The sequence below is a fragment of the Streptomyces sp. NBC_01232 genome (assembly GCF_035989885.1).
In the GTDB taxonomy this organism is placed as follows: Bacteria; Actinomycetota; Actinomycetes; order Streptomycetales; family Streptomycetaceae; genus Streptomyces.
Genome location: NZ_CP108518.1, coordinates 4,674,587 through 4,699,859 on the forward strand (window position 1 = coordinate 4,674,587; position 25,273 = coordinate 4,699,859).

A 25,273-nucleotide genomic window follows, 5' to 3' on the forward strand; every position below is an offset into this window, starting at 1 on the left:
CTCCCACCGCATACCCAGCCGGGCCTCATCCGCCCGCGAACGCGACGACGGGCGGCACCCCCGAAGGGATACCGCCCGCCATGTCACGAGGGGCGCGGGGCAGTGCCCCGGCCCGTCACCGCCGAGCGCGAGCTCAGTGGTGGCCGCCCTGCGCCTCCAGGCGCTTGTACGAGGCCTCGATCTCGGCCTCGGCCTCGGTGCGGCCGACCCAGTTCGCGCCCTCGACGGACTTGCCCGGCTCCAGGTCCTTGTAGACCTCGAAGAAGTGCTGGATCTCCAGGCGGTCGAACTCGGAGACGTGGTGGATGTCGCGCAGGTGCTCGACACGCGGGTCGGAGGCCGGCACGCAGAGCAGCTTGTCGTCGCCGCCCGCCTCGTCCGTCATGCGGAACATGCCGATGGCGCGGCACTTGATCAGGCAGCCCGGGAAGGTCGGCTCGTCAAGGATGACCAGCGCGTCCAGCGGGTCGCCGTCCTCGCCGAGGGTGTTCTCGACGAAGCCGTAGTCGGCCGGGTAGCTGGTCGAGGTGAAGAGGCGACGGTCCAGACGGATCCGGCCGGTCTCGTGGTCCACCTCGTACTTGTTCCGCGAACCCTTGGGGATCTCGATGGTGACGTCGAACTCCACGTCCTGCTCCTCCATGATCAGCTGCATTGCTTCGGGACTGCATTGGTTCAACTGCGTGCACGTCCGGCCCGGCCTCCCCCAGCCGGGTGGGGTGCCATGCTCGCGGCAAGACGCAGTGGTTAAGTGTCCCTCACGCATATGTGTGATCGCGAAAGGGGCTGGTCCGAGGTGCCATTGGACAAGACGTGGCAGCTCATCGCAGGGTCGGCCGTCGCCGGCCTGGCCCTGTCGGTGGCAGCGGTGTCCGCCGCCGGTCCCTGGGACTCCGGCCAGCGTAAGGCCGAGCGGGACAGAGCCGCCTCCTGGGGCCGTACGGGTGGCGCAGATCACGGTGGCGCCACCGGCTCCGGGGACCTCCCGCAGGCCGCGCCCAGCGCCCCCGGGGTGCTCGGCGCGATCGGCCCCGGCGCCGTGCGCGGGCAGAGCGCCGCCCCCGCCGCGCCCGCCTCCGCCGGGGGCCTGGCCGCCGCCCTGAAGCCGCTGCTCGCCGATCCCGCGCTCGGCACCGTCCGTACCGCGTCCGTCGTCGACACCACCACCGGGCAGGTCCTCTACGAGTCAGGGGCGCGCGACGCGATGACCCCCGCCTCCACCGTCAAGATCGTCACCGCCGCGGCCGTGCTGGCCGCCCTCGGCCCCGAGCACCGGATCAGGACCACCGTCGCGCCCGGCACCGCCCCCGGACAGATCGTCCTGGTCGGCGGCGGCGACCCCTCACTCACCGCGAAGAAGAAGAGCCCCGCCGGATCCGGCGGCAGCCTCGTCGCCCTCGCCGCCGACACCGCACAGGCCCTCAAGGCCGCCGGCACCGACACCGTGACCCTGGCCTACGACGACAGCCTCTACAGCGGCCCCGCCCGCCACCCGATCGGCGTCAACCCCAACCTCGCCACCGTGACCGCCCTGACGGCCGACGAGGGCCGCCCCGGCGGAGAGCCCGTCTCCGGGCCCGTGGAGCGCAGCGAGGACCCCTCCGGGGACGCCGCCCGGGCCTTCCGCACCCTGCTGGAGGAGCGGGGCATCAAGGTCACCGGCCAGCCCGTCCGGGCCAAGGCCGCCGTCGGCGTCCAGCCGCTGGCCGTCACCCTCTCCACCCCGGTGGCCGGGCTCGTGGAGCGGATGCTGACCAGCAGCGACAACGACATCGCCGAGTCCCTCGCCCGGCAGACCGCCCTCGCCTCCGGCCGGCCCGCCAGCTTCGAGGGCGCCGAGAAGGCCGTCACCGACCGCCTCACCGCCCTCGGCGTCGAGGTGGCCGGCTCCCGCTTCGCCGACGGCAGCGGCCTGAACCGCGCCGACAAGGTCAGCGCGAGCCTGCTGACCGGGCTCCTCGTCAAGGCCGCCGACCCCCGGCACCCGGAGCTGCGGCCGGTCCTCACCGGGCTGCCCGTCGCCGGATTCACCGGAACCCTCAAGGCCCGCAACTCAGGCAGCTCACCGGCCGCCGGCCTGGTCCGGGCCAAGACCGGCACCCTCACCGGGGTCAACTCCCTCTCCGGCACCGTCGTCGACTCCTCCGGCCGGCTCCTCGCCTTCGCCTTCCTGACAGCCAACAGCCCAGGACCCGAAGGCGCCGAGAAGGCGCTCGACAAGCTGGCCGCCGCCGTCGCGACCGCTTCGTAGGGGGTCCGCCGGAGGGCCGGTCCACGTACGGTTGACGCATGACGAGCATCAGTGGTGCGGAGATGGTCGACTGGAACCTCGCGGTGGCGACCGCGACCCGACTGGTACGACCCGGCCCGGAGGTCACCCGGGACGAGGCGCGAGCCGTCGTGGCGGAGCTGCGCAGGCACGCCAGGACCTCGGAACGGCACGTGCGCGAGTTCACCCGGATGATCCCGGAGGGGGCCTCGGTCCCCGACACGCCCGTCCTGGTCGTCGACAGGGCCGGCTGGGTCAAGGCCAACGTCGCCGGATTCCGCGAGCTGCTCCAGCCGCTCCTGGGCAAGATGCAGGAGCGCCGCGCGGGTGCCCCCGGCGGAGCCGTCCTCGGGTCCGTGGGCGGCAAGGTCACCGGCGTCGAGCTGGGCATGCTGCTGAGCTTCCTGGCCTCCCGCGTCCTCGGCCAGTACGAGACCTTCGCGCCCGTCTCCCGGGACCTGCCGGCCTCCGCCGCCGGCGGCCGGCTGCTGCTCGTCGCGCCCAACATCGTGCACGTCGAGCGCGAGCTGGAGGTGCACCCGCACGACTTCCGGCTGTGGGTCTGCCTGCACGAGGAGACGCACCGTACACAGTTCACGGCCGTCCCGTGGCTGCGCGCCCACCTCGAAGGCGAAATCCAGACGTTCCTCGGCGCCACCGAAGTGGACCCCACGACCGTCCTGGAACGCCTCCGCGAGGCCGCCCAGTCCTTCGCCGGCGCCCGCCCGGACGCCGAGCGCGGAGACGAGGGGCGCTCCCTCGTGGAGCTCGTGCAGACCCCCGAGCAGCGCGAGATCCTGGCCCGGCTCACCGCCGTCATGTCCCTGCTGGAGGGCCACGCCGACTTCGTCATGGACGGCGTGGGCCCCCAGGTGGTGCCCTCGGTCGCCGAGATCCGCGAGAAGTTCCAGCAGCGCAGGGCCAGCGGAGCCGGCCGGCTCGACGCCGTCCTGCGCAAGCTGCTGGGCCTCGACGCCAAGCTGCGCCAGTACCGCGACGGCGAGCGCTTCGTGCGCGCCGTCGTCGGCCAGGTCGGCATGGACGGCTTCAACCGCGTGTGGACCTCACCGAACACGCTGCCGACCAAGGCCGAGATCGACAGGCCCGCCGACTGGGTGGCCCGCGTGCACAGCAAGGGGAGCGAACAGAGCGAAGCGGAGTGACACAGGGGGCGTAAACATGTCTCACTGGGGGAAGCAGCGTCACCCGTCCGAGGGACCGTGGGGCGTGGAAGGGCGTGCGATGCTCGGGGAACGGCTCGGCTCTGTCACCATCGACGCACTCTGAGTGACATCCTCCCGTTCCGCGGGGGCAGCCGGGCAGCACCACCCCAGCACACCACCCCAACGCCTCCGAGGCATCCGAACTCCATCGAAGGGCACCGGACATGGGTCCCCATCCTGCGGTCGCGGCGATACGCCTGGCGGTCCGCCGCGTACTCCACGACGTCCTCACCGACCTCACCGACAGTCCCGCCCACCGCCGCGCCGTCGGGGGGCCCCTCCCGCTCGTCCTCGTCGCCTGCTCCGGCGGCGCCGACTCCATGGCGCTCGCCTCCGCGCTGGCCTTCGAGGCCCCCAAACTCGGACTGAGGGCCGGCGGCATCACCGTCGACCACGGCCTCCAGCCCGGCTCCGACCTGCGCGCCGCCGAGGTCGTCACCCGCATGACCGCACTCCGCCTCGACCCGGTGGAGTCCGTCGCCGTGCGCGTCGGCCGCGACGGCGGACCCGAGGCCGCCGCCCGCGACGCCCGCTACGGGGCCCTGGACGAGGCCGCGGACCGGCTCGGCGCGGTCGCGGTGCTGCTCGGCCACACCCGCGACGATCAAGCCGAAACCGTCCTGCTGGGCCTGGCCCGCGGCTCCGGCATCCGCTCGCTCTCCGGCATGCCCGAGGTCTCCGGCGGCACCGCGGGGCGCACCAACCGCTACCGCCGCCCCTTCCTCCAGGTCGACCGGCAGACCGCCCGCAAGGCCTGCATGGTCCAGTCCCTCCCCGTCTGGGACGACCCGCACAACATCGACCCCGCCTACACCCGCTCCCGGCTGCGCCACGAGGGACTGCCCGCCCTCGAGAAGGCGCTCGGCAAGGGTGTCGTCGAGGCACTCGCCCGCACTGCGCAGCTCTCCCGGGACGACGCCGACGCCCTGGACGCCTGGGCCGCCGAGGCGGAGGGCGGCGTACGCGACGCGGACGGGCGCCTGGAGTGCGCCAAGCTCTACGCCCTGCCCCCGGCCGTCCGCCGCCGCGTGCTGCGCAGGGCCGTGGTCGCGGCCGGGTCCCCCGCGGGCTCCCTCTTCGCCCGCCACATCGAAGAAGTCGACCGCCTCATCACCGGATGGCGGGGTCAGGGCGCCATCAACCTGCCCGGCCGGGTCGAGGCCCAGCGGCAGGGTGGCAGACTTGTCATCCGGCAGGGCTGATTGGTGCTGAAACACGGCTGAGTCCTCCGGGGTCGCCCCCGGAGCCCCGGCCGACAACGAAAGTGATGCGGGTGGACGAGAAGGACATGGGCAGCGACCTCCAGTCGGTGCTCATCACCAAGGAAGAGATCGACGCGAAGCTGGCCGAGCTGGCCGCGAAGATCGACGCGGAGTACGCGGGCAAGGACCTGCTCATCGTCGGTGTGCTCAAGGGCGCCGTGATGGTGATGGCGGACCTGGCGCGTGCCTTGTCCACCCCGCTCACCATGGACTGGATGGCGGTGTCCTCGTACGGCGCCGGGACCCAGTCCTCCGGCGTGGTGCGGATCCTCAAGGACCTGGACACCGACATCAAGGACAAGCACGTCCTGATCGTCGAGGACATCATCGACTCGGGCCTGACGCTGTCCTGGCTGCTGTCGAACCTGGGCTCCCGCCAGCCGGCCTCCCTGGAGGTCGTCACGCTGCTGCGCAAGCCCGAGGCGGCGAAGGTCGCGATCGACGTGAAGTGGGTCGGCTTCGACATCCCCAACGAGTTCGTCGTGGGCTACGGCCTCGACTACGCGGAGAAGTACCGCAACCTGCCGTTCGTCGGCACGCTCGCCCCGCACGTCTACGGCGGCTGATCCCGCCCCCGCCCCCGCCCCCAGGAATCGCCGGAGACTCCGGGGAACCTGGGGGCGATTCCCGCCGTTGGAGCAGGGGGAAGGCGGGTCTGTCACCCGTCCCACGGGCCGCGGGTGACAATTCAGGGGTACATTCCGAAGAACAGTCTTTACTCACACAGCAGCATTTACCTACGGGCAGGAGGGACGGGGTGCCTGGCGCCCCGTATGGATGGACGTGAAGCGATACTTCCGTGGGCCGGTCATGTGGATCGTGCTGGCCGTCCTCGCCGTGGTCGTGTTGATGAATGTCGTCGGCTCCGGCGGCGGCTACAAGTCGGTGGACACCAGCGAGGTCATCAAGGCGATCAACACTGGCCAGGTGGAGACAGCCAAGCTGACCACCGGCGACAGCCAGATGATCAAGATTGAGCTGAGCGAAGGCCAGAAGCTCGGCAAGCACGACGGCACCAAGTTCCAGGCCAACTACATCGGGGATCAGGGCGTCCAGCTCGCCCAGAGCCTCCAGACCAAGTACGACGCCGGTCAGATCCCGGACGGGTACTCCGTCACGCCGGACAAGACCAGCCCGTTCCTGAGCGTGCTGCTCTCGCTCCTGCCCTTCGTCCTCATCGTCCTGGTCTTCCTGTTCCTGATGAACCAGATGCAGGGCGGCGGCTCCCGGGTCATGAACTTCGGGAAGTCCAAGGCCAAGCTCATCACCAAGGACACCCCGAAGACGACGTTCGCCGATGTCGCGGGTTCGGACGAGGCCGTCGAGGAACTCCACGAGATCAAGGAGTTCCTCCAGGAGCCGGCGAAGTTCCAGGCCGTCGGCGCCAAGATCCCCAAGGGTGTGCTGCTGTACGGCCCGCCCGGCACCGGCAAGACCCTGCTCGCGCGCGCCGTCGCGGGCGAGGCCGGTGTTCCCTTCTACTCGATCTCCGGATCCGACTTCGTCGAGATGTTCGTCGGTGTCGGTGCCTCGCGTGTCCGCGACCTGTTCGAGCAGGCCAAGGCCAACGCCCCGGCGATCGTCTTCGTCGACGAGATCGACGCCGTCGGCCGGCACCGCGGTGCGGGTCTCGGCGGCGGTCACGACGAGCGCGAGCAGACCCTCAACCAGCTGCTGGTCGAGATGGACGGCTTCGACGTGAAGGGCGGCGTCATCCTGATCGCCGCCACGAACCGCCCGGACATCCTCGACCCGGCGCTGCTGCGCCCGGGCCGCTTCGACCGGCAGATCGCGGTCGACCGGCCGGACATGCAGGGCCGTCTGGAGATCCTCAAGGTCCACCAGAAGGGCAAGCCGGTCGCCCCGGACGTCGACCTGGGCGCCGTCGCCCGTCGCACGCCCGGCTTCACCGGTGCCGATCTCTCCAACGTCCTGAACGAGGCCGCGCTGCTCACGGCCCGCTCGGACAAGAAGCTGATCGACAACCACTCGCTGGACGAGGCGATCGACCGCGTCGTGGCGGGCCCGCAGAAGCGGACCCGGATCATGTCGGACCGGGAAAAGAAGATCACCGCGTACCACGAGGGCGGACACGCCCTGGTCGCGGCGGCCTCCCCGAACTCCGACCCGGTCCACAAGATCACGATCCTGTCCCGCGGCCGGGCCTTGGGTTACACCATGGTCCTGCCCGACGAGGACAAGTACTCGACCACGCGCAACGAGATGCTCGACCAGCTGGCGTACATGCTGGGCGGGCGCGCGGCCGAGGAGCTGGTCTTCCACGACCCGACCACCGGCGCGGCGAACGACATCGAGAAGGCCACCGCCACGGCGCGGGCCATGGTCACGCAGTACGGCATGACCGAGCGTCTCGGTGCGATCAAGTTCGGCGGCGACAACACCGAGCCGTTCCTGGGCCGCGAGATGTCGCACCCGCGGGACTACTCGGAAGAGGTCGCGGCGCTGGTCGACGAAGAGGTCAAGAAGCTCATCGAGACCGCGCACAACGAGGCCTGGGAGATCCTGGTCGAGAACCGTGACGTCCTCGACAACCTGGTTCTCGCGCTGCTGGAGAAGGAAACGCTGAACAAGGAGCAGATCGCCGAGATCTTCTCCACGATCGTGAAGCGTCCCGCCCGTCCCGCGTGGACCGGCTCCTCCCGCCGCACCCCCTCCACCCGTCCGCCGGTGCTCTCTCCCAAGGAGCTCCAGCTGACGAACTCGGCGAACGGCACGTCGGCCGCGTCGGCCGTGTCGGTGGAGAAGGCCCCCGAGGCCTCGCCGGAGGAGCTCACGGACTAGTCCGCGAGCCCGTCCACCCGGAATGGAAGCCGCGCCCCCCAGGTTCTAGCCTGGGGGGCGCGGCACTTTCATCTGGTCATACTTGGGTGGCCGCGAGCGCTGTGCACACAGGAACGAGGAAAGAAATGACCGACCCAGTGACCCTGACCGGCGATGAGGGCACGATCGGCGAGTTCGACGAGAAGCGTGCCGAGGCGGCGATTCGTGAGCTCCTGATCGCGGTCGGCGAGGACCCGGACCGCGAGGGCCTTCTGGAGACCCCGGCGCGTGTGGCGCGGGCGTACAGGGAGATATTCGCCGGCCTGTACCAGACGCCCGAAGAGGTCCTGACGACCACGTTCGACCTCGGTCACGACGAGATGGTCCTGGTGAAGGACATCGAAGTCATGAGTTCCTGTGAGCACCATCTGGTGCCCTTCCACGGTGTCGCGCACGTCGGCTACATCCCGTCCACGGACGGCAAGATTACCGGCCTGTCGAAGCTGGCCCGCCTCGTGGACGTGTTCGCCCGCCGCCCCCAGGTGCAGGAGCGGCTGACCACGCAGATAGCCGACTCCCTGATGGAGATCCTGGACCCGCGAGGGGTCATCGTGGTCATCGAGTGCGAGCACATGTGCATGACCATGCGCGGGGTCCGCAAGCCGGGCGCGAAGACCATCACCTCGGCGGTCCGCGGCCAGCTCCGTGCCACGGCCACTCGGGCCGAGGCGATGAGTCTGATCATGGCGCGCTAGCCGGATTGTCCGTGCTGTCCGCTTCGGTCCCCCTCCGTGATGTCACGGAGGGGGACCGAAGCGTTGGGGCGTAGCCGGCAGGCAGACGGTGAACGCCGTGGGCGGGCGGATCCGGGCCTGTGATGCCCGCCCGGTAGACCGCTCATGGACGCTGAAGAGAGGCCGGACCGAACGGACCGAGGTCAGCGCCGTACGAGTGGACAGGACCCGCTCACTGGTCGAGGTGACGACGGATCATGCGACCTTCGCGGTGGGTCCCGATCAGCTTCTGCGGACTCCTGACGGAGGCGTGAGCCGAAGGGGCGGCCTAGGTCGTCTCTTTCGGATCTTGTCGGTCGGGCCCGCGTCGTCCGGTGCCGTGCATCGCAAGGCGGAGGAGCGCCGTTGTACTGGACGTACTGCGGTGCTCCGACAACGCGGCGAGGTGCGGTGCCGGACGACGCGGGCCCGGCAAGATCCGAAAGAGACGGCCTAGGCGCGGGCCGGGGCCTCCGGGGTTTCGTCGTCCTCCGGGAGCTTGAGGACGTGCTCCAGGAAGAGGGCCGCGGCGATGACCGCCACGCCCGCCAGGACCGAGAAGCCGGCGTACCAGGCCTGGTCGCGGCGGGCGGGGACGTCCAGGGCGTCGGTCAGCAGGAAGACGCCCACACCGCCGTACATGCCCGCCACCAGCGCCGCCACCAGGGCACTGGCCTGGCCGAAGACCACCGCGCGGGCCGCCATCAGCGGCTCCACGCCCTTGGCGCCGGGCCGGCGCTCGCGCTGGGCCTTGAGGCGGGAGCGCATGGACAGGGCAGTGGCCAGCAGAATCGCAGCGATGATGCCCAGGACGATCGGTGCGGCCAGTGGAACGCCCGGCAGGGTGCCGTAGGCGTTCCACAGGCGCGCGCCCGCCCAGGACAGGACCCCGGCGACCACGAAGATGCCTGCCAGGACCGCCGGCCTCAGTTGCTTCACTTGCCCGTTCCCCACTTTCAGCGAGTAGCCGTGAACAGGCTACTAACGACTACTCGGGGAGGTGGAGTTCCAGGTCGGGACGCGAGGCGACACCGACCAGACCGATTTCGGCCAGCAGCTCGGCGACCGCCCCGCGGCCGGGGATCCGGGCCTCCGGGTCGATGTCGTGCCACGGGGCCAGCACGAAGGCGCGCTGGTGGGCTCGCGGGTGCGGCAGGGTGAGGACCGGGTCGTCGGAGACCCGGTCGGCGTACGCGACGATGTCCACGTCGATGGTGCGCGGACCCCAGCGCTCCTCGCGGACGCGGTCGAACGCCTCCTCGACGGCGTGCGCGCGCTCCAGGAGCGAGGACGGCGGCAGGGTGGTCTTCACGGCGAGGACCGCGTTGAGGTACGAGGGCTGCGAGCCGGGCTCGACGCCCCACGGCTCGGTCTCGTAGACGGGGGAGACGGCCTTGACCCGCATGCCGGGGGTGTCGCCGAGGGCGTCGATGGCGCCCTGCAGGGTCTCCAGCCGGTTGCCGAGGTTCGCTCCGAGCGCGATCACGGCCCATTTGGGGTTGGACAGGGTGACGTCCGCCGCGTCGACCGCCTCGACGACGGAGGCGGGTACCGGCTGGACGGTGGGGTCGCTCGGTGCGTTCAGTCCGTTGTTCATGCGCGGCTCCGGGTGATCGTGATGGTCACGTCGTCGAAGGGGACGGTGATGGGCGCGTCCGGCTTGTGGACGACGACCTCCACCTGCGCCACCGCTTCGTGCTTGAGGCACTGCTGGGCGATCCGCTCGGCCAGGGTCTCGATCAGGTCGACCGGCTCACCCTGGACCACGTCGACGACCTCCTCGGCGACGACCCCGTAGTGCACGGTCTTCGCCAGGTCGTCTCCGGCCGCAGCGGGGCGGGTGTCGAGGTGCAGCACGAGGTCGACGATGAAGGTCTGGCCTTCCTCGCGCTCCCGGGGGAAGACGCCGTGGTGCCCGCGAGCCTTGAGGCCGCGCAGCGCGACACGATCCACGCGAATCACTCCTGCTTTCCTTGGTGCTTCCGGTCCCGGGGCTCCCCGGGGCCATGGCTGCGCCGAGTGCGGTCGGCGTCGTCCGTCTTCGAATTTACCTGCGAAATACTCCGGATCCCGCCGGAGGGGTCAGGAGGGGTCCTCGTCCTCGTCGTCGTCGGACTCCGTGAGGACGGGAGAACCGTGGTGGGACCACAGTCGCCAGCCCTCGGATGTGCGTCGGAACACATTCGTGGCGACGACCAGCTGACCGACCAGCGGGCCGAGTTCTCCGCCGTCCTCGGCGGGCCCGCCGCTGAGGATGTTCTCCGTGCACGTGACCAGTGCGGTGTCGCCTATGACGGCCACCTTGGTGTCGGTGAGGAAGAACTGGATGTAGTCGGTGTGCGACATGATGAGCGCGTACGAGCGCAGGACCTCGCCGCGGCCCGAGAGCACCGGCCAGCCGGGGTGGACGCAGGAGATCTCGTCCTCCAGCCAGAGCGCCGACAGTGAGTCGAAGTCCCCCCGCTCCATAGCCTCGTAGAAGGCCGTGTTGACCTCTTCGACCGCCTCGATGTCGGTTCTGCTCACGGTGCTCCTTGTCGGTGGGTGACGATCAGAGTGCCCCTTCGACGGCCCGGGCAACCCGTACGGCGTCCGCGGTCGCCCGTACCTCGTGGACGCGTACGGCCCAGGCGCCCTGGTGGGCGGCGATCGCGGAGACGGCGGCCGTGGCGGCGTCCCGCTCGCGGGCGGGTGGCGGGGCGGCGTCGGACGCGCCGGCCAGGACCCGGCCGAGGAAACGCTTCCGCGACGCGGCGACCAGCAGCGGGAAGCCCAGCGCGCGCAGCTCGGGCAGGTGCGCGACCAGGGCCAGGTCGTGCTCGGCGTTCTTGGCGAAGCCGAGACCGGGGTCGACGAGGAGCCGCTCGGGGGCGATCCCGCCGGCCACGACCGCGTCGATCCGGGCCCGCAGCTCGGCGGTGACCTCGGCGACCACGTCCTCGTAGACGGCGAGGCTGTTCATGCCGGCGCTGAAGCCGCGCCAGTGCATCACGACGAAGGGCACCTCGGCGGCGGCGACGGCCGGGATCATCCCGGGGTCGGCCAGGCCGCCGCTGACGTCGTTGACCAGCATCGCGCCGGCCTCGACGGCCCGGGCGGCGACGGCCGCGCGCATGGTGTCCACGGAGACGGTGACGCCCTCGGAGGCGAGGCCCCGGACCACGGGGACGACCCGGCGCAGCTCCTCCTCCTCGTCGACGCGGGAGGCTCCGGGGCGGGTGGACTCGCCGCCGACGTCGACGAGGTCGGCGCCGTGCTCGACGAGGTCGAGGCCGCGCTTGACCGCGGCGGTGGTGTCGAACCAGCGGCCGCCGTCGGAGAAGGAGTCGGGGGTGACGTTGACCACGCCCATGACGCCGCAGCGGTCCCAGTCCGGCAGACCTGCGACCCGGCCCCTGCCGGTGGCTCCGCGCTTCGTGTTCATGGGTCCAAGGGTAGGCGTGACCTGGATACGGCAGGGCCCCGGCGCCTGGAGGCCGCCGGGGCCCTGCCGCGGGGCGGACGCCCCGCAAGAGCGGAAGCCCGGCGGCCCGGGGACACCGGGAGCCGGGCTCCGTTGTGCCGGGCTGCCGGGCGTGTACCCGCCCGGCCCGGACTTACGCGGCCTGGACCTCGCGCTCCTGCTGCTTGGGCACGGACGTCATGTGGGTGTGCGTGCAGGTGCGGACCGGCTTGGGCCGGCGGCGGCTGGCGAAGAGTCGGGGCAGGGCCACGGTGACGAAGCCCTCCGCCTGCATCACGGCGAAGCCGATGCGGGGCAGGTCGCGGCTGTTGCGGTAGACCATGAAGCGCGGCTCCCAGCGGGGGCGGAACTTCTCGTTGAACTTGTAGAGCGATTCGATCTGGAACCAGCGAGAGAGGAAGACCAGCAAGTTGCGCCACATCCGCAGGACCGGGCCGGCGCCGATCTTCTCGCCGCGGGCGAGGGCTGCGCGGAACATCGCGAAGTTCAGCGAGACCTTCTCGATCTTCAGGTCGGGGGCGGCCTGCAGGGAGGCGACGATCAGCAGCTCGTTCATGCCGGGGTCGGCGGCGCGGTCGCGGCGCATCAGCTCCAGCGACATGCCGTCGGTGCCCCACGGGACGAAGTGCAGGACGGCCTTCAGGTCGCCGTACGGGCTGGTGTCGCCCTCCTCCACGCGGTGGGCGGTGGCGATGAAGCAGTCGCCGTCGCCCTCTTCGCCGACCCGGCCCAGGGCCATCGAGAAGCCGCGCTCGGTGTCGGTGCCGCGCCAGGCCTCGGCCGCGCCGCGGACCCGCTCCAGTTCCTCCTCGGTCAGCTCGCTGACCCGGCGGACCTGGGTGGTGTAGCCGTTGCGCTCGATGCGCTTCACCATCTGGCGGACATTCCGCATGGGACGGCCCGCGAGGGAGAAGTCTTTGACATCGACAATCGCCTCGTCACCCAGCTCCAGCGCGTCGAGACCGGTCTCGCGGGTCCAGACCTCGCCGCCCGTCTCGCTGCAGCCCACGACGGCCGGGGTCCAGGAGTGGGCCTTGGCCTCCTCCATGAACCGCTCGATGGCGCCGGGCCAGGCCTCGACGTCGCCGATGGGGTCGCCGGAGGCGAGCATCACGCCGGACACGACGCGGTAGGTGACGGCGGCCTTGCCGCTGGGGGAGAAGACGACGGCCTTGTCGCGGCGGAGCGCGAAGTGGCCCAGCGAGTCGCGGCCGCCGTGCTTGGCGAGCAGCTCGCGCAGCTTGTCCTCGTCGTCGGCGGTGAGCCGGGCGGCGGGGTGCTCGGGGCGGAAGGCCAGGTACATGGTGGTGAGGGCGGTCAGCATGCCGAGCGCGCCGAGCGAGTAGCCGACGGTCCAGGACACCTGGCCCGCGTAGTTGACGGGGCCCTCGAAGCCGAAGAGGCCGACGACAACGTGCTGGAGCTGCTCGTACAGGCCCGGGTTGCCGATGACCCGGTTCGGGTGCACGTTGACGATGAGCAGGCCGAGCCCGATGGAGCCGGCGCTCATCAGTACGAAGTTGGCGAGCGCCTTCCAGCGGCTGCGCGGGTCGGGCAGCGCCTTGAATTCACCCTGGTGGCGCAGCAGCAGCGCGAAGAGCACCGCAGCGATGATCACGCCGGGGATCGAGTGCCGGTAGAGGAACTGCGCCGCGGCACCGGCCGGCAGCAGCACCACCGCAGCCCGCCAGGCCCGGCGCTTGCGGCGCTTGAGGCCGTGCGCGAGCAGCAGGAGCAGTACGCCCGCGCTGATGGCGAGGGCGGCTGCGAAGGGGCCGAACACCGGCAGCACTTCGGCGACCGCGTGGATCCGGCTGTGCCGGAAACGCGGGAACACCCCTGCCGCGATGTCCAGAAGGCCGACGATCATGACGGCCGTACCTACCAGGCCGGGCACCGCCTCCGGCTGTGGACCTCGGAGGATTCGGCGGGCCCTGCTCGGAACCTGTCCCGACTTATCGCCATCTATCCTGCTAGACATCGCTTCCCGTTGCTCCGCGAGAGATCTTGTGGCCGAAGGCCGCGACAGCCTCCGGTGTGTGGTGCGTCCCTTAGGACGACATTGACGAGGAGCGGGTTCACTCTTTCGCCGGAAAAAAACAGTCCTGCCACCAGAAAGTCGACTTACTGCTCATGGGTCTCACCAGTAATACGGTTCTGGCGCTGGCCATCCTCGCCGGTGTGCTGCTGTTCGCGGCCACGGTCTGGTTCTGGCCGAAGCTCTCGAACCGCACCTGGCGCGCGTTCGCCGGCCGTGTCGGGCTCCTGCTGGCGACCCAGCTGGCGCTGTTCTCGGCTGTGGGGCTCGCGGCCAACAAGTCGTTCCTCTTCTACGGTTCCTGGGCCGACCTGCTCGGCAAGGAGACGTCCATGGGCAAGGTCGTCGACCACTCGATGAGCAGCAAGGACATCAAGGTCGTCGACAAGCAGAAGCTGGACGTACCCGGCGGCGCCAAGCCCCAGGTCGGTGGTCAGATCCTGAAGGTTGCCATAACCGGGCAGAAGTCGAAGATAACGAGTCCCGGCTACGTCTGGCTCCCGCCGGAGTACTTCCAGCCGCAGCACAAGGACCGTAACTTCCCCGCGTCCATCGTCCTGACCGGCTACCCGGGCACCGCCGAGAACCTGATCAAAGGGCTCGACTACCCGATGAAGGCGTTCAGCCTGTCCAAGGCCGGCAAGATGAAGCCGATGATCCTGGTCATGCTGCGGCCGACGATCGCGCCTCCGCGCGACACCGAGTGCGTCGATATACCCGGTGGCCCGCAGACCGAGACCTTCTTCGGCGAGGACCTCCCGCAGGCCATCACGGACACCTTCCGGGTCGGCAAGAAGCCGCAGAACATGGGCTTCATCGGCAACTCCACGGGCGGTTACTGCGCTCTGAAGATCGCCGCGCACTACCCGGAGACCTTCGGCGCGGCCGCCGGTCTGTCCGCGTACTACGACGCGCCGGACGACCCGACGACCGGTGACCTGTTCCACGGGGACGCGAAGCTGAAGAAGCGTGCGGACGTGCTGCACAGCATCGAGAACAAGAAGCCGAGCGGTACGTCCTTCCTCGTGACCAGCAGCGAGAAGGGCGAGCCGAACCTCTCCGACACCAAGAAGTTCATCAAGAAGGTGCAGAGCCCGGACCGGGTCTCCTCCATCATCCTCGACAGCGGTGGCCACAACTTCAACACGTGGCGACGGGAGATCCCGCCGATGCTGACGTGGATGAGCGGCCGCATCGAGGCCTGACCCGCCCCGCACCGCCCCGCGCCGGATCCGGCGCCGACGCACCCGTGACCGGCCTCCCGAGGCCGGTCACGGTCGTTTCCGGGGCCGTGCCGTGCCGGTCCGGTCGGCCGGGCTCGGTCCGGGTCAGGGCCGGGGCTACGCCTCCTGCAGCTGGGCCCGGCGCAGTGCCCGGTGGACGTCCTGCGGAGTCAGTACGCCGACCAGCACGCCGGATTCCGGGTCCGTGACCCCGATCCGCCCCGAGTCCTCCTGCAGCAGGGCCGCGAGCGCCTCGCGCAGCGTCGACCCCAAATCCACCGAGGCCGCCGGGGCCTTCCCCTCCACCGCCGTAAGGTCGGCCGCCTCGACGGCGGTGACCGCGAGCCGCTTGAGCCCCCGGTCGGAGCCGACGAAGGAGGCCACGTAGGGGGTGGCCGGCGTTCCGAGCACCGCCGCCGGACGGGCGAACTGCTCGATGGTGCCCGTTCCGTAGACCGCGATGCGGTCGCCGAGCCGGATCGCCTCCTCCAGGTCGTGCGTGACCAGCAGGATCGTCTTGCGCACCGTCTTCTGCAGCGTCAGGAACTCGTTCTGCAGCCGCTCGCGCACCACCGGGTCCACCGCACCGAACGGCTCGTCCATCAGCAGCACCGGCGGATCGGCGGCGAGCGCGCGGGCCACACCGACGCGCTGGCGCTGCCCGCCCGACAGCTGCTCCGGGTACCGGCCGCCGTACACGGACGGATCCAGGCCCACCAGTTCGAGCAGTTCGGCCGCCCGAGCACGGGCCTGCGCCTTCGGCGTGCCGATCAGCTGCGGCACGGTCGCCGTGTTCTCCAGGACCGTCTTGTGCGGGAACAGGCCGACCTGCTGGATGACGTAGCCGATGCGGCGGCGCAGCTCGACCGGATCGGCGTCCGCGATGTCCTCGCCGCCGAGCAGGATCCGGCCGGAGGTCGGGTCGATGAGCCGGTTGACCATCTTCATCGTGGTCGTCTTGCCGCAGCCGGACGGCCCCACGAGCGTGACCAGCTCACCCTCCGCCACCTCGAAGGACAGGTCCTCGACGGCTGTCGTCCCGTCGGGGTAGCGCTTGGTCACATGCTCGAATCGGATCACACAGTCATCTTTCCGTATCGGCGTCGCCGATTTGTGAAGGGCGTGTTGCTCCGCTGCGAAGGATTCCGGCCATGGGGGGTCGTGGGGGTTAGGGTCGCTCTGACCGGGTGACCGTGAAGACGTACGTTCGAATTGTGGGGGGTGAGGGGCGTGACCGGAGCGAACTGCCTGGTGGCGAATGACTGGATCTGCTGGGACTACGTCACCTCGCGTTCCCAGGAACTCACCGACGCCACCCTCGAACACATCTGGATCACCGCCGTGTCGGTCCTGATCGGCATCGCCGTGTCCGTGCCGCTCGCCCTGCTGGCCCGCCGCGGCCGCCACTGGGCGGCGCCCGTCCTGGCCTTCACCACCCTCCTCTACACGGTCCCCTCGCTGGCCATGTTCTCCCTGCTGCTGCCCGTCTTCGGGCTCTCGGCGGCGCTGGTGGTGACCGGGCTCGTGCTGTATTCGCTGACGATCCTGGTCCGCAACGTGCTGGCCGGCCTGGAGGCCGTTCCCGAGGACGTAAGGGAGGCCGCGCGCGGCATGGGGTACGGCCCGGGGCGCCTGCTGTGGCAGGTCGAACTGCCGCTCGCGCTTCCCGCACTGCTCGCCGGTGTCCGGATCGCCACCGTCTCGACCGTCGCGCTGACCACGGTCGGCTCCATCGTCGGCAAGGGCGGCCTCGGCAATCTCATCGCCCCGGCCGTCAACAGCTCCTTCAGGGCCCAGGTGCTCACCGCCTCCGTGCTGTGCGTGCTGCTCGCGCTCGCGGCCGACCTGCTGCTGCTCGGCCTGCAGCGGCTGCTCACCCCGTGGACCCGGGCCGGCGCCGGTGGCCGGTCCGCGATCCCCGCACCTGCTCCCGCACCCGCTCCCGCTCCCGCGCCGGCTCCGATGAAGGGGGCCTGAGGCCGTGGGCGTCCTGGGAGGAGCCTGGGACTGGCTGGCGAACGGTGCCAACTGGTCGGGGGAGAGCGGTGTCTGGCACCGGCTCGGCGAGCACGTCTACGTGAGCGGGGTCGCGCTCGCGATCGCCTGCGCGGTGGCGCTGCCCGTCGGCTTGTTCCTCGGCCACCTCGGCAAGGGCGGCACCCTCGCGATCAACATCTCCAACATCGGCCGGGCCGTCCCCGTCTTCGCGGTGCTGGCGCTGTTCATGGTCTCCCCGCTGCGCAACGCCGGCTACCTGCCCACCATCGCCGCGCTGGTGCTGTTCGCCGTACCGCCGCTGCTGACGAACGCGTACGTCGGCATGCGCGAGGTGGACCGGGCGGTGGTCGAGGCAGCCCGCGGCATGGGCATGTCCGGGCCCCAGCTCTTCCTGCGCGTCGAACTTCCGCTCGCGCGCGGCCTGGTGATGACCGGGCTGCGCTCGGGCGCCGTGCAGGTCATCGCCACGGCGACGATCGCCGCCATGGTCGGCCAGGGCGGCCTCGGCCGGATCATCACCGCCGGCTTCAACACGTACAACACCCCGCAGGTCGTCGCGGGAGCCCTGCTGGTGGCCGCCCTCGCCCTGCTGGTGGAGGGCGCGCTGATCGCCGCGGACCGGCTGCTGCCGCGGACGGCCGCGTCCCGCTGATTCCTGTCCATCGCCTCGAACGGAGAACCTCCATGACCAAGACCACGCGCGTCCTCGGCGCGTCCCTGGGCGCCCTGGCGCTGACGGTGTCGCTGGCCGCGTGCGGCGGCGACAGCCTGGAGAAGAGCAAGGACGGCGGTGCGGCCCCGGCCGGCTCCTCCTCGTCCGCGGGCGGCGGCAAGGGCAGCCTGGTGATCGGCGCGGCCGGGTTCACCGAGTCGAACGTGCTCGCCGAGCTGTACGCGCAGGTCCTGAAGGACGCGGGTTACAGCACCTCGATCAAGACGGTCAACAACCGCGAGCTGTACGAGCCGTCCCTGGAGAAGGGCGAGATCGACGTCGTCCCGGAGTACGCGGCCACGCTCGCGGAGTTCCTCAACGCCAAGGTGAACGGTCCCAAGGCGCCCGAGGAGAAGCCGGTCGCCTCCAGCGACGTCGCGGCGACGGTGGCGGGCCTGGAGAAGCTCGCGGCCCCGCTCGGCCTGAAGGCGCTCGCCGCGGGCGAGGCCGTCGACCAGAACGCATTCGCGGTGACCAAGGAATTCGCCCAGAAGAACAACCTCAAGACGCTTTCCGATCTTGGTAAGTCCGGGCTCAAGGTGAAGATCGCGGCGGGCGACGAATGCAGCGTCCGTCCGTTCTGCGCACCGGGGTTGACCAAGACGTACGGAATTCAGGTTTCCGGGATCGACCCGAAGGGCGTCGGCACCCCGCAGGCCAAGCAGGCGGTCAAGGACGGCGCCGACCAGCTGGTGCTCACCACGACCACGGACGCCACCCTCGAAAGCTTCGGCCTGGTCCTGCTGGACGACGACAAGAAGCTCCAGAACGCCGACAACGTCCTGCCGGTGGTCAACGCCAAGGACGCCGGAACCCCGGAGATCGCGGCCGCCCTCGACAAGCTGACCAAGGCGCTCACGACGGCCGATCTGGTCGACCTGAACCGCAAGGTGGACGCCGAGCGCGCCAAGCCGGCCGACGTCGCGAAGGCCTACCTGGAGTCCAAGAGCCTGCTGAAGAAGTAGCGCGCACGGGGTTGATGGAGAAAAGTGGCTTAACTGCCCGGGAAGAGTTTGCCGGGCGGGTATCCCGCTCGACCCCCATGCCCTGTAAATTTCGGGCCATGCCCCGTGGACGCCACCGCAATCCCGAACCCCTGCACCGGCTGCTCACGCCGACGACCGTGGCCGGCGTGTCCGTCGCCAGTGCGGGCGCGGCCTGGCTGCTGGCGGAACCGATGGCGCTGCGGCTGCTCGTGGCCGTCACGGCGGCCGCCGGGGTCGCCGGCGCCGTCGTCATGCGCGCCTGGGACCGCTCGGCGGGCCGCCGCGTCGCGGAGCTCGCACGCGAACGCGTCAAGGACGAGTGGCGGACCGACGAGCGGATAGCCGAGCTCGAGTCCGACCTCGAGGAGGCCCGCATGCTGCGGGCCAGGCTCGACGCCAAGCTGCGCGCCAAGCGGGTCGAACTGGCGGGCCTGCGCGGCGAGCACGCGGCGCTCCTGCGGCGCTACGCGACCGCCGAGACCGAGCGTGCCAGCGCCCTGGAGGGGCGCCGGCTGCTGGCCATCGAGGCTTCGGCGGCTCCGGCGGCCGCGGCCGCGGCCGCCAAGGAACTTCCGGCCGTCACCGAGGAGCGCACCTCGGCGGGTGCGCCCACCTCGGTCGGCTACGCCCGGGCCCACGCGGCCCTGGGGGCGCTGGCCCGCAAGCGCCGGACGCGGGAGCTGCCCGCGGCGCCGTCGTCCTCTTCGTCGCCGGAGCGCGAGCCCGACCCGAGCCCCGCTCCCGGTCCCGGTCGCGGCCATGCTGCGGTTCCCGCTGCGCCGTCCTCGGTGCCCGCGCGGCGCCCGGCGGCCGCGGTGGCCCCGTACGCGGCCCAGCGGCGTACGGCCTCCCGCGTCGAGGGCGGCTTCGACTTCTTCGGCACCAAGAACGCGGCACAGGCCCGCGCGGTGATCGAGGCGGTCCAGAACGAGGACCTGGCCGACGTGGTCGGCGCCGAGGTCCTCGCGGTGCACAAGGCGGAGTCCGCCCGGGCCGTCGTGGAGCCGGAGTTCAAGCCGGCGACGGACGAGACCCGCGCGGTGGGCCAGGTCATCGACCTGACGGCCCACGACGAGACCGAGCCGATCGACGTGGCCCGGCTCCGCACCGCGATCTCGTAGCCCCGGTCAGGGGCCGTACGAGGCCACCAGGCGGGCCAGGTGCCGGCCCGCCACCAGGAGCGGTGTGCGGCTCCGGGTGACCTGTGAGGTCATCTCGGCGCCCTCCAGGGTGTTGATCACCGTCATGGCGAGGTCGCGGGCGTCCGGCTCCGGGTAGCCCGAGGCCAGGAGCTTCGCGGCCACCAGATGCTGCCAGTTGGCGAAGGCCGTGGCGCAGGCCGCCTGGAGTTCCGGGAGGCGGCCGATCGTCTCCAGGGCCGTGGCCGTCACCGGGCAGCCGTCCCGCCAGTCGGAGGCCTCCAGCGCCTGCGCGAGCAGGACGGCGACGCCCTCGACCGCTTGCGCCGGGTCCGGGTGAGCGGCCAGCCCGATGCGCAGCAGCCCGGCGAACTCCTCGTCGCCGAAATGGATCGCGGCCACCGCGAGCTCCTGCTTGCCGCCCGGGAAGAAGTGGTACAGCGAGCCGAGGGTGGCCTCGGCCTCGCGGACGAGCTGCTTGACCGGGGTGTTCTCGTAGCCGCCGCGCTGCATGAGGCGCGATGCGGTGCGGACCAGCCGGTCGCGCGTTCCCAGCGCCGCTTCCGTCGCCGCCGTCGTCCCTGTCGCCGTCGTCCCTGCTGTTGCCATGGGCGTGATCCTACCGCCGATTCTAGATAGAGCGTTCGTTCTAGTCCCGTGCTACGTTCGTTCCGAGCGCTGGATAGAGCGTTCGTTCTAGACCATCTCGCTGGGGGAGAGCTCCGTCATGAACAAGATTCCGACCACCCGGAACACCACGGTCACCGTCGTCGGCCTGGGACCGATGGGCCGCGCCATGGCCGCCGCCTATCTCGACGCCGGCTACGAGGTCACCGTGTGGAACCGCAGCGCGGGCAAGGACGCCGACCTCGTCGCCCGCGGGGCCCACCGCGCCGCCGACGTCGCCGAGGCCGTGGCCGCGAGCGCGCTGACCGTGCTCAGCCTGATCGACGTCGAGGCCATGTACGGCACGCTCGGCGACACCGGCCTCGGCGGCCGCGTGCTGGCCAACCTGTCCTCCGACGTCCCGGACAAGGCCCGCGCGGCAGCCCGGTGGGCCGAGGCGCGCGGGGCCTCGTACCTCACCGGCGGGGTCAACGTGCCGCCGGCCGGCATCGGACAGAAGGGCTCCTCTATCTTCGTCAGCGGCGCGCAGGAGGTCTACGAGGAGCACCGCGCCGCGCTCGACGTGCTTGCCGCCACCGACCACCGCGGCACCGACCCCGGCCACGCGCAGCTCTACTACCAGCTCAACATGATCCTCTTCTGGACCGCGTACACCGGCTGGTACCAGGCCGTCGCCGTCGCCCGCGCCAACGGGCTGAGCGCGGCCGACATCCTCCCGTACGCCGGCTACACGGCCGATTCGATGCGCGGCTTCTACGAGGGGTCCGCGCCGGGCATCGACGCGGGAGACCACTCGGGCGCGGAGGCCCGCCTGTCCATGTGCGCCGCGAGCGTCGAGCACATCCTGCACACCGCGGCCGACTCCGGTGTGGACACCGGGATCCTCGCCGCCCACGCCGAGCTCTACCGGCGCGGCATCGACGCGGGCTTCGGCGCGGACGGCACCTCGCGCCTGCTCCAGCTCCTGGACAGCAGGACTCCCTAGAGGGGGGTGTCTAGCGGATCGAGTCGAACCAGCGCACCACCTGCGGCGCCGAGCGGACCGCCGTGGTCGTGTGGTCGGCGTCCGGGCCCTGGTCGACGACCTTCGCCCGGACCCCGTGGCGGGCCAGGTCGGCGGCGCAGGCGCGGGAGTTGGCGATCGGCACGTCGGTGTCGGCCGCGCCCGCGTAGAGGCGTACGGGCGCGGCCGGCTTCCAGTCGCAGACGCCGTCGTTGACCCTCACCGCCTCCAGCAGGGCCCCGCTCGGGGTGCGGACGTTCTCGGCCCACTGCGGGGTCAGCAGCTCCTGCGGAGTCGCCGGGAGCGCGGCCACGATGTCCTGCGGCGGGTGGCTGCCGTCGAACAGGCCTTCCACAGCCTGTGCATAGGGGGCCCGGAACACCTCGGCGGGGTCCTTGTAGAGCGGGTGGAGCCGGTTCTGGGCCGTGAGGAAGTAGGAGAGGTAGAAGACGGCGCTGCGCGGGTCGACCCGGCCGTCGGTGATCCCCGGGAACTCGGTGCCGAGCAGGTCGTGCGGCCCGGCGATCGGGGCCAGCGCCCGCAGCCGCAGGCCGTCGCGGCCGTGGGAGAGCTCGCGGCCCAGGGCCATCGCCACCTGGCCGCCCTGCGAGAAGCCGGTGGCGTACACGTCCCGGGTGACCTGGCGCCCGAGCCGCCCGGCCGCCGTGCGGGCGGCCTTCAGCATGTCGACGGAGGCCGTGACCGAGGAACGGGTGTCCATGTACGGGTGGCCGCCGGGGCCGCCGCCCAGGCCCAGGTAGTCCGGGGCGGCGACGGCGCGGCCCGCGGAGGCGTGCAGGTACGGCGTGAGGCGGTTGTATCCGGCGCCCCCGGACGGGGCGTCGTCACGGGTGGCGATCGTGCCGTGGGTGTCGGAGACCAGGTCGAGGCGGTGCGGGCCGCCGCGCGGCAGGACGAGCAGCCCGGTCGCGGTGGTCGGCCGGCCCCGCGGGTCCACGGTCGCGTAGGTGAGCCGGTAGGCGCTCACGCCGTACCGGACGGTTCCGGGGTCGATGCCCAGCGTGCCGAGTTCGGCGACGACCCGGTCGCGGTCGAGGGTGTCCAGCGGGGTGACGGAGACGAGCCTGCCGCGGGCGGCCGTGGCGGACGCGGCTGCCCCGGCCGAGGCCGTGGCCCCGGCCGAGGGTGCTGCGAGCGCCGCCGGGGCGGCGATCCCGCCGAGTACGGCGGCGAGGGCCACGGCGGCTGCTCCGCGCCGCAGCCACTCCCGCCGCCGATGCCGCTGCTTGCTGTGCTGCTGCGTGATCGTCATGACGGGAACGCTACGGACGGCAGACGCCCCTCAACATCCGGTCAGCACCCGCCGGTTGAGGGGGAAATCCCCCGGACGCCGGACACCTGACGCCGGACGCACGGCGCGGCGGCGATGCCCGCGTGCGACCGGATCCTCAGAACAGCGGGAGCTGCCCGGGGTGTTCGGACAGCACGAAGCCGTCCAGCGTCGGCGCGGAGGCGCCCAGCACCACGCGGGCCCGCGATCCCGGGCAGGACACCAGGTCGCCGCGGTCGCGCCCCGAGGGCGGATCGTGGCGGGCGATCCGTCCGGCGGTGACGGCGCAGTCGCGGCCGCAGGAGGGGCAGGCCCGGCGGGGAGAGTGGGACATGCCGCCCAGTCTGCCCTGCCGCACCGACACAGGTCCCGCGTCGGTCCCGCGTCAGTCCTGCTGGGAGGCGAGCCACGCCTCGTGCGCGCGCTCCACCCGGTCCCACAGCGCGGCCCGGTCCGCCGGCGTCAGGTCGTCGAGTTCCCGTCCGAAGACTGTGGCCATGGTCTCGGAGAGCTCCTGCGAGGAGGCCAGTTCCCGCTTGTCGCGCCCGCCGTCGGGGCCGATGTGGAGGAGGACCTTGCCGTGCAGCCGGTGGACGCCGCCGGCGTGGCGCCGCAGCATGAAGAAGGACTGCAGGAAGGGGGAGTCCTCGGCGGTGGACAGCCGCAGGTGCTCGTCCGCGAAATCGGCCATGGTCGCGGGGGCCGAGCGGAAGTTCATCGCGGGGAAGGGGGAGTCCTCATTCAGGAAGGTCCAGCCCGTGTCGGACCCGTCGGACGCTTCGGACCCGTCGGACGCTTCGGACCCGGACCCGGATCCGTCCGCGCTCCCGAGCGGCCGCAGGCCGTACGCAAAGCCCCGCTCGTACCGTCCCTCGCGCAGCGGCAGCGGCTCCGGCGGGCCGTCGCCCAGGCCGACGTCCACGAAGTAGGCCTGCCCGTCGATCCGTACGGTCAGCGTGAGGTGGTCGCCGCTCACCTCCCGGGAGTCCGTGTCCGCGCACACGCCCCCGACGTGCAGCGTCACGTCGTATCCGAGCTGCTCCAGCAGCGCCGCGAAGGCGCCGTTGAGGTGGAAGCAGTAGCCGCCGCGCCCCGCGGCGAGGCGGCGTACGGACAGCTCGGGGTCGATGGCCGGCGGCCGGCCCAGCTGGATGTCGGTGTTCTCGAACGGGATCCGCTCCAGATGGGCCCGCGTGAGTGCGAACAGCCCTTCCACGGAGGGGGATCCGGGATTCGTGACGCCGATCCGGGCCAGGTAGTCGGTGTATATGCCAGTGATCATGTTGATCACTCTAGATCCGGACATGTCCGCGGGAGCGGCTATTTGTCGATGTCGCCGACCACGAAGAAGAGCGAGCCCAGGATCGCCACCATGTCCGCGACCAACTGTCCCGGCAGCAGCACGGCCAGCGCCTGGATGTTGTTGTAGGAGGCGCTGCGCAGCTTCAGCCGGTACGGGGTCTTCTCGCCCTTGGAGACGAGGTAGTAGCCGTTGATGCCGAGCGGGTTCTCGGTCCAGGCGTACGTGTGCCCCTCCGGCGCCTTCAGAACCTTGGGCAGCCGCTGGTTGACCGGCCCCGGCGGGAGCACGTCCATCCGGTCCAGGCAGGCCACGGCCAGGTCGAGCGCGTTGTGGGTCTGGTCCAGCAGGCACTCGAAGCGGGCCAGGCAGTCGCCCTCGGTGCGGGTGACCACCTTCAGGACGTCCTGGAGCTCGCCGTAGGCCAGGTACGGCTCGTCGCGGCGCAGGTCGAAGTCGACACCGGACGCGCGGGCGATCGGGCCGGAGACCCCGTAGGCGTGCACCGCCTCGGCGGACAGGATCCCGACACCGCGGGTACGGGCGCGGAAGATCTCGTTCCCGTGGACCAGCTTGTCGTAGACGTCCATCCGGGTCCGGACGTCGGCGATCGCGGCGCGGGCCCGGCCGAGCCAGCCGGCCGGGAGGTCCTCCTTGAGGCCGCCGACCCGGTTGAACATGTAGTGCATGCGGCCGCCGGAGATCTCCTCCATGACGGCCTGGAGCTCCTCGCGCTCGCGGAACGCGTGGAAGATCGGGGTGATGCCACCCAGCTCGAGGGGGTACGAGCCGAGGAACATCAGGTGGTTCAGCACCCGGTTCAGCTCGGCCAGCAGCGTCCGCATCCACACGGCCCGCTCGGGGACCTCCATGCCGAGCATCCGCTCGACCGCCATGACGACGCCCAGCTCGTTCGAGAACGCGGACAGCCAGTCGTGCCGGTTCGCGAGCATCACGATCTGCCGGTAGTCGCGGGCCTCGAAGAGTTTCTCCGCGCCGCGGTGCATATAGCCGACCACCGGTTCGGCGCTGACGATCCGCTCGCCGTCCAGGACGAGGCGCAGGCGCAGCACGCCGTGCGTGGAAGGGTGCTGGGGCCCGATGTTGAGCACCATGTCGGTGCTCTCCGCCGCTCCGCCGATACCGACCGTGGTCTCCGTCATGCGGGCATTGTCTCAGCCCTAG

25 protein-coding genes are annotated in these 25,273 nt (G+C 71.2%); 12 read left to right on the forward strand and 13 right to left on the reverse strand.

Features of this window, described 5'->3' with window-relative positions; all coding sequences use genetic code 11:
• Nucleotides 1-133: 133 nt before the first annotated feature.
• The gene (locus OG444_RS21590; protein WP_008742522.1) at nucleotides 134-628 is read right to left on the reverse strand and encodes an inorganic diphosphatase; all 495 of its coding nucleotides are present in this window, start codon (nucleotides 626-628) and stop codon (nucleotides 134-136) included.
• Nucleotides 629-796: 168 nt separating this feature from the next.
• Here OG444_RS21590 and dacB point away from each other — a divergent pair, with 168 nt between their 5' ends.
• The 6 genes from dacB to folE all read left to right on the forward strand — a co-directional run bounded on the left by dacB (nucleotide 797) and on the right by folE (nucleotide 8,290).
• Nucleotides 797-2,251 (forward strand): D-alanyl-D-alanine carboxypeptidase/D-alanyl-D-alanine endopeptidase, encoded by a 1,455-nt coding sequence (gene dacB / locus OG444_RS21595; protein WP_327263730.1) that lies wholly within the window; start codon nucleotides 797-799, stop codon nucleotides 2,249-2,251.
• 38 nt (nucleotides 2,252-2,289) lie between these two features.
• A complete protein-coding gene (locus OG444_RS21600; RefSeq protein ID WP_327263731.1) occupies nucleotides 2,290-3,432 on the forward strand; it encodes a zinc-dependent metalloprotease in 1,143 nt (380 codons plus the stop codon).
• 224 nt (nucleotides 3,433-3,656) lie between these two features.
• Nucleotides 3,657-4,694, forward strand: a complete 1,038-nt coding sequence (gene tilS, locus OG444_RS21605) for a tRNA lysidine(34) synthetase TilS (RefSeq protein ID WP_327263732.1) — start codon at nucleotides 3,657-3,659, stop codon at nucleotides 4,692-4,694.
• Nucleotides 4,695-4,759: 65 nt separating this feature from the next.
• A complete protein-coding gene (hpt, locus tag OG444_RS21610; protein ID WP_030228417.1) occupies nucleotides 4,760-5,320 on the forward strand; it encodes a hypoxanthine phosphoribosyltransferase in 561 nt (186 codons plus the stop codon).
• Nucleotides 5,321-5,531: 211 nt separating this feature from the next.
• Entirely contained in the window at nucleotides 5,532-7,556 is a 2,025-nt protein-coding gene (gene ftsH, locus OG444_RS21615; RefSeq protein ID WP_327263733.1) for an ATP-dependent zinc metalloprotease FtsH, read from the forward strand.
• Between the two features lie 125 nt (nucleotides 7,557-7,681).
• On the forward strand, nucleotides 7,682-8,290 hold the full coding sequence (gene folE, locus OG444_RS21620) for a GTP cyclohydrolase I FolE (RefSeq protein ID WP_327263734.1): 609 nt from the start codon (nucleotides 7,682-7,684) through the stop codon (nucleotides 8,288-8,290).
• Nucleotides 8,291-8,761: 471 nt separating this feature from the next.
• Here folE and OG444_RS21625 read toward each other — a convergent pair whose 3' ends face one another.
• From OG444_RS21625 to OG444_RS21650, 6 genes are all read right to left on the reverse strand, one after another.
• Nucleotides 8,762-9,247, reverse strand: a complete 486-nt coding sequence (locus OG444_RS21625; protein ID WP_327263735.1) for a DUF3180 domain-containing protein — start codon at nucleotides 9,245-9,247, stop codon at nucleotides 8,762-8,764.
• 49 nt (nucleotides 9,248-9,296) lie between these two features.
• A complete protein-coding gene (folK, locus tag OG444_RS21630) occupies nucleotides 9,297-9,905 on the reverse strand; it encodes a 2-amino-4-hydroxy-6-hydroxymethyldihydropteridine diphosphokinase (RefSeq protein ID WP_327263736.1) in 609 nt (202 codons plus the stop codon).
• Complete coding sequence (gene folB, locus OG444_RS21635) at nucleotides 9,902-10,261, reverse strand: dihydroneopterin aldolase (protein WP_030010912.1); 360 nt, start codon at nucleotides 10,259-10,261, stop codon at nucleotides 9,902-9,904. The genes folK and folB overlap by 4 nt, the downstream gene beginning before the upstream one ends.
• Nucleotides 10,262-10,390: 129 nt before the next feature.
• A complete protein-coding gene (locus tag OG444_RS21640) occupies nucleotides 10,391-10,834 on the reverse strand; it encodes a nuclear transport factor 2 family protein (protein ID WP_327263737.1) in 444 nt (147 codons plus the stop codon).
• A 25-nt stretch (nucleotides 10,835-10,859) separates the two neighbouring features.
• Nucleotides 10,860-11,732, reverse strand: a complete 873-nt coding sequence (folP, locus tag OG444_RS21645) for a dihydropteroate synthase (protein ID WP_327263738.1) — start codon at nucleotides 11,730-11,732, stop codon at nucleotides 10,860-10,862.
• Nucleotides 11,733-11,904: 172 nt separating this feature from the next.
• Complete coding sequence (locus tag OG444_RS21650) at nucleotides 11,905-13,752, reverse strand: phosphatidylglycerol lysyltransferase domain-containing protein (protein ID WP_327263739.1); 1,848 nt, start codon at nucleotides 13,750-13,752, stop codon at nucleotides 11,905-11,907.
• A gap of 152 nt (nucleotides 13,753-13,904) precedes the next feature.
• On the opposite strand from OG444_RS21650, the gene OG444_RS21655 reads away from it, so the two are divergent.
• A complete protein-coding gene (locus OG444_RS21655; RefSeq protein WP_327263740.1) occupies nucleotides 13,905-15,014 on the forward strand; it encodes an alpha/beta hydrolase in 1,110 nt (369 codons plus the stop codon).
• Nucleotides 15,015-15,149: 135 nt separating this feature from the next.
• Here OG444_RS21655 and OG444_RS21660 read toward each other — a convergent pair whose 3' ends face one another.
• Nucleotides 15,150-16,112, reverse strand: a complete 963-nt coding sequence (locus tag OG444_RS21660; protein WP_327263741.1) for an ABC transporter ATP-binding protein — start codon at nucleotides 16,110-16,112, stop codon at nucleotides 15,150-15,152.
• Nucleotides 16,113-16,262: 150 nt separating this feature from the next.
• Here OG444_RS21660 and OG444_RS21665 point away from each other — a divergent pair, with 150 nt between their 5' ends.
• From OG444_RS21665 to OG444_RS21680, 4 genes are all read left to right on the forward strand, one after another.
• The gene (locus OG444_RS21665; protein WP_327263742.1) at nucleotides 16,263-17,009 is read left to right on the forward strand and encodes an ABC transporter permease; all 747 of its coding nucleotides are present in this window, start codon (nucleotides 16,263-16,265) and stop codon (nucleotides 17,007-17,009) included.
• Nucleotides 17,010-17,013: 4 nt separating this feature from the next.
• A complete protein-coding gene (locus OG444_RS21670) occupies nucleotides 17,014-17,682 on the forward strand; it encodes an ABC transporter permease (protein WP_327263743.1) in 669 nt (222 codons plus the stop codon).
• A gap of 32 nt (nucleotides 17,683-17,714) precedes the next feature.
• The gene (locus OG444_RS21675; protein WP_327263744.1) at nucleotides 17,715-18,707 is read left to right on the forward strand and encodes an ABC transporter substrate-binding protein; all 993 of its coding nucleotides are present in this window, start codon (nucleotides 17,715-17,717) and stop codon (nucleotides 18,705-18,707) included.
• A 98-nt stretch (nucleotides 18,708-18,805) separates the two neighbouring features.
• Nucleotides 18,806-19,849: a hypothetical protein gene (locus OG444_RS21680; protein ID WP_327263745.1), complete on the forward strand. Its 1,044-nt coding sequence runs from the start codon at nucleotides 18,806-18,808 to the stop codon at nucleotides 19,847-19,849.
• 6 nt (nucleotides 19,850-19,855) lie between these two features.
• On the opposite strand, the gene OG444_RS21685 is transcribed toward OG444_RS21680, so the two are convergent.
• Entirely contained in the window at nucleotides 19,856-20,476 is a 621-nt protein-coding gene (locus tag OG444_RS21685) for a TetR/AcrR family transcriptional regulator (protein WP_327263746.1), read from the reverse strand.
• Between the two features lie 118 nt (nucleotides 20,477-20,594).
• Here OG444_RS21685 and OG444_RS21690 point away from each other — a divergent pair, with 118 nt between their 5' ends.
• Nucleotides 20,595-21,479, forward strand: coding sequence for an NAD(P)-dependent oxidoreductase (locus OG444_RS21690; protein WP_327263747.1), 885 nt, complete (start codon nucleotides 20,595-20,597; stop codon nucleotides 21,477-21,479).
• A 10-nt stretch (nucleotides 21,480-21,489) separates the two neighbouring features.
• On the opposite strand, the gene OG444_RS21695 is transcribed toward OG444_RS21690, so the two are convergent.
• From OG444_RS21695 to OG444_RS21710, 4 genes are all read right to left on the reverse strand, one after another.
• Complete coding sequence (locus tag OG444_RS21695; RefSeq protein WP_327263748.1) at nucleotides 21,490-22,770, reverse strand: alpha/beta hydrolase family protein; 1,281 nt, start codon at nucleotides 22,768-22,770, stop codon at nucleotides 21,490-21,492.
• Between the two features lie 136 nt (nucleotides 22,771-22,906).
• The gene (locus tag OG444_RS21700; RefSeq protein ID WP_327263749.1) at nucleotides 22,907-23,122 is read right to left on the reverse strand and encodes a hypothetical protein; all 216 of its coding nucleotides are present in this window, start codon (nucleotides 23,120-23,122) and stop codon (nucleotides 22,907-22,909) included.
• Nucleotides 23,123-23,173: 51 nt separating this feature from the next.
• A complete protein-coding gene (locus OG444_RS21705; RefSeq protein ID WP_327263750.1) occupies nucleotides 23,174-24,070 on the reverse strand; it encodes an arylamine N-acetyltransferase family protein in 897 nt (298 codons plus the stop codon).
• 38 nt (nucleotides 24,071-24,108) lie between these two features.
• Complete coding sequence (locus tag OG444_RS21710) at nucleotides 24,109-25,251, reverse strand: NADH-quinone oxidoreductase subunit D (protein WP_327263751.1); 1,143 nt, start codon at nucleotides 25,249-25,251, stop codon at nucleotides 24,109-24,111.
• Nucleotides 25,252-25,273 lie beyond the last annotated feature (22 nt).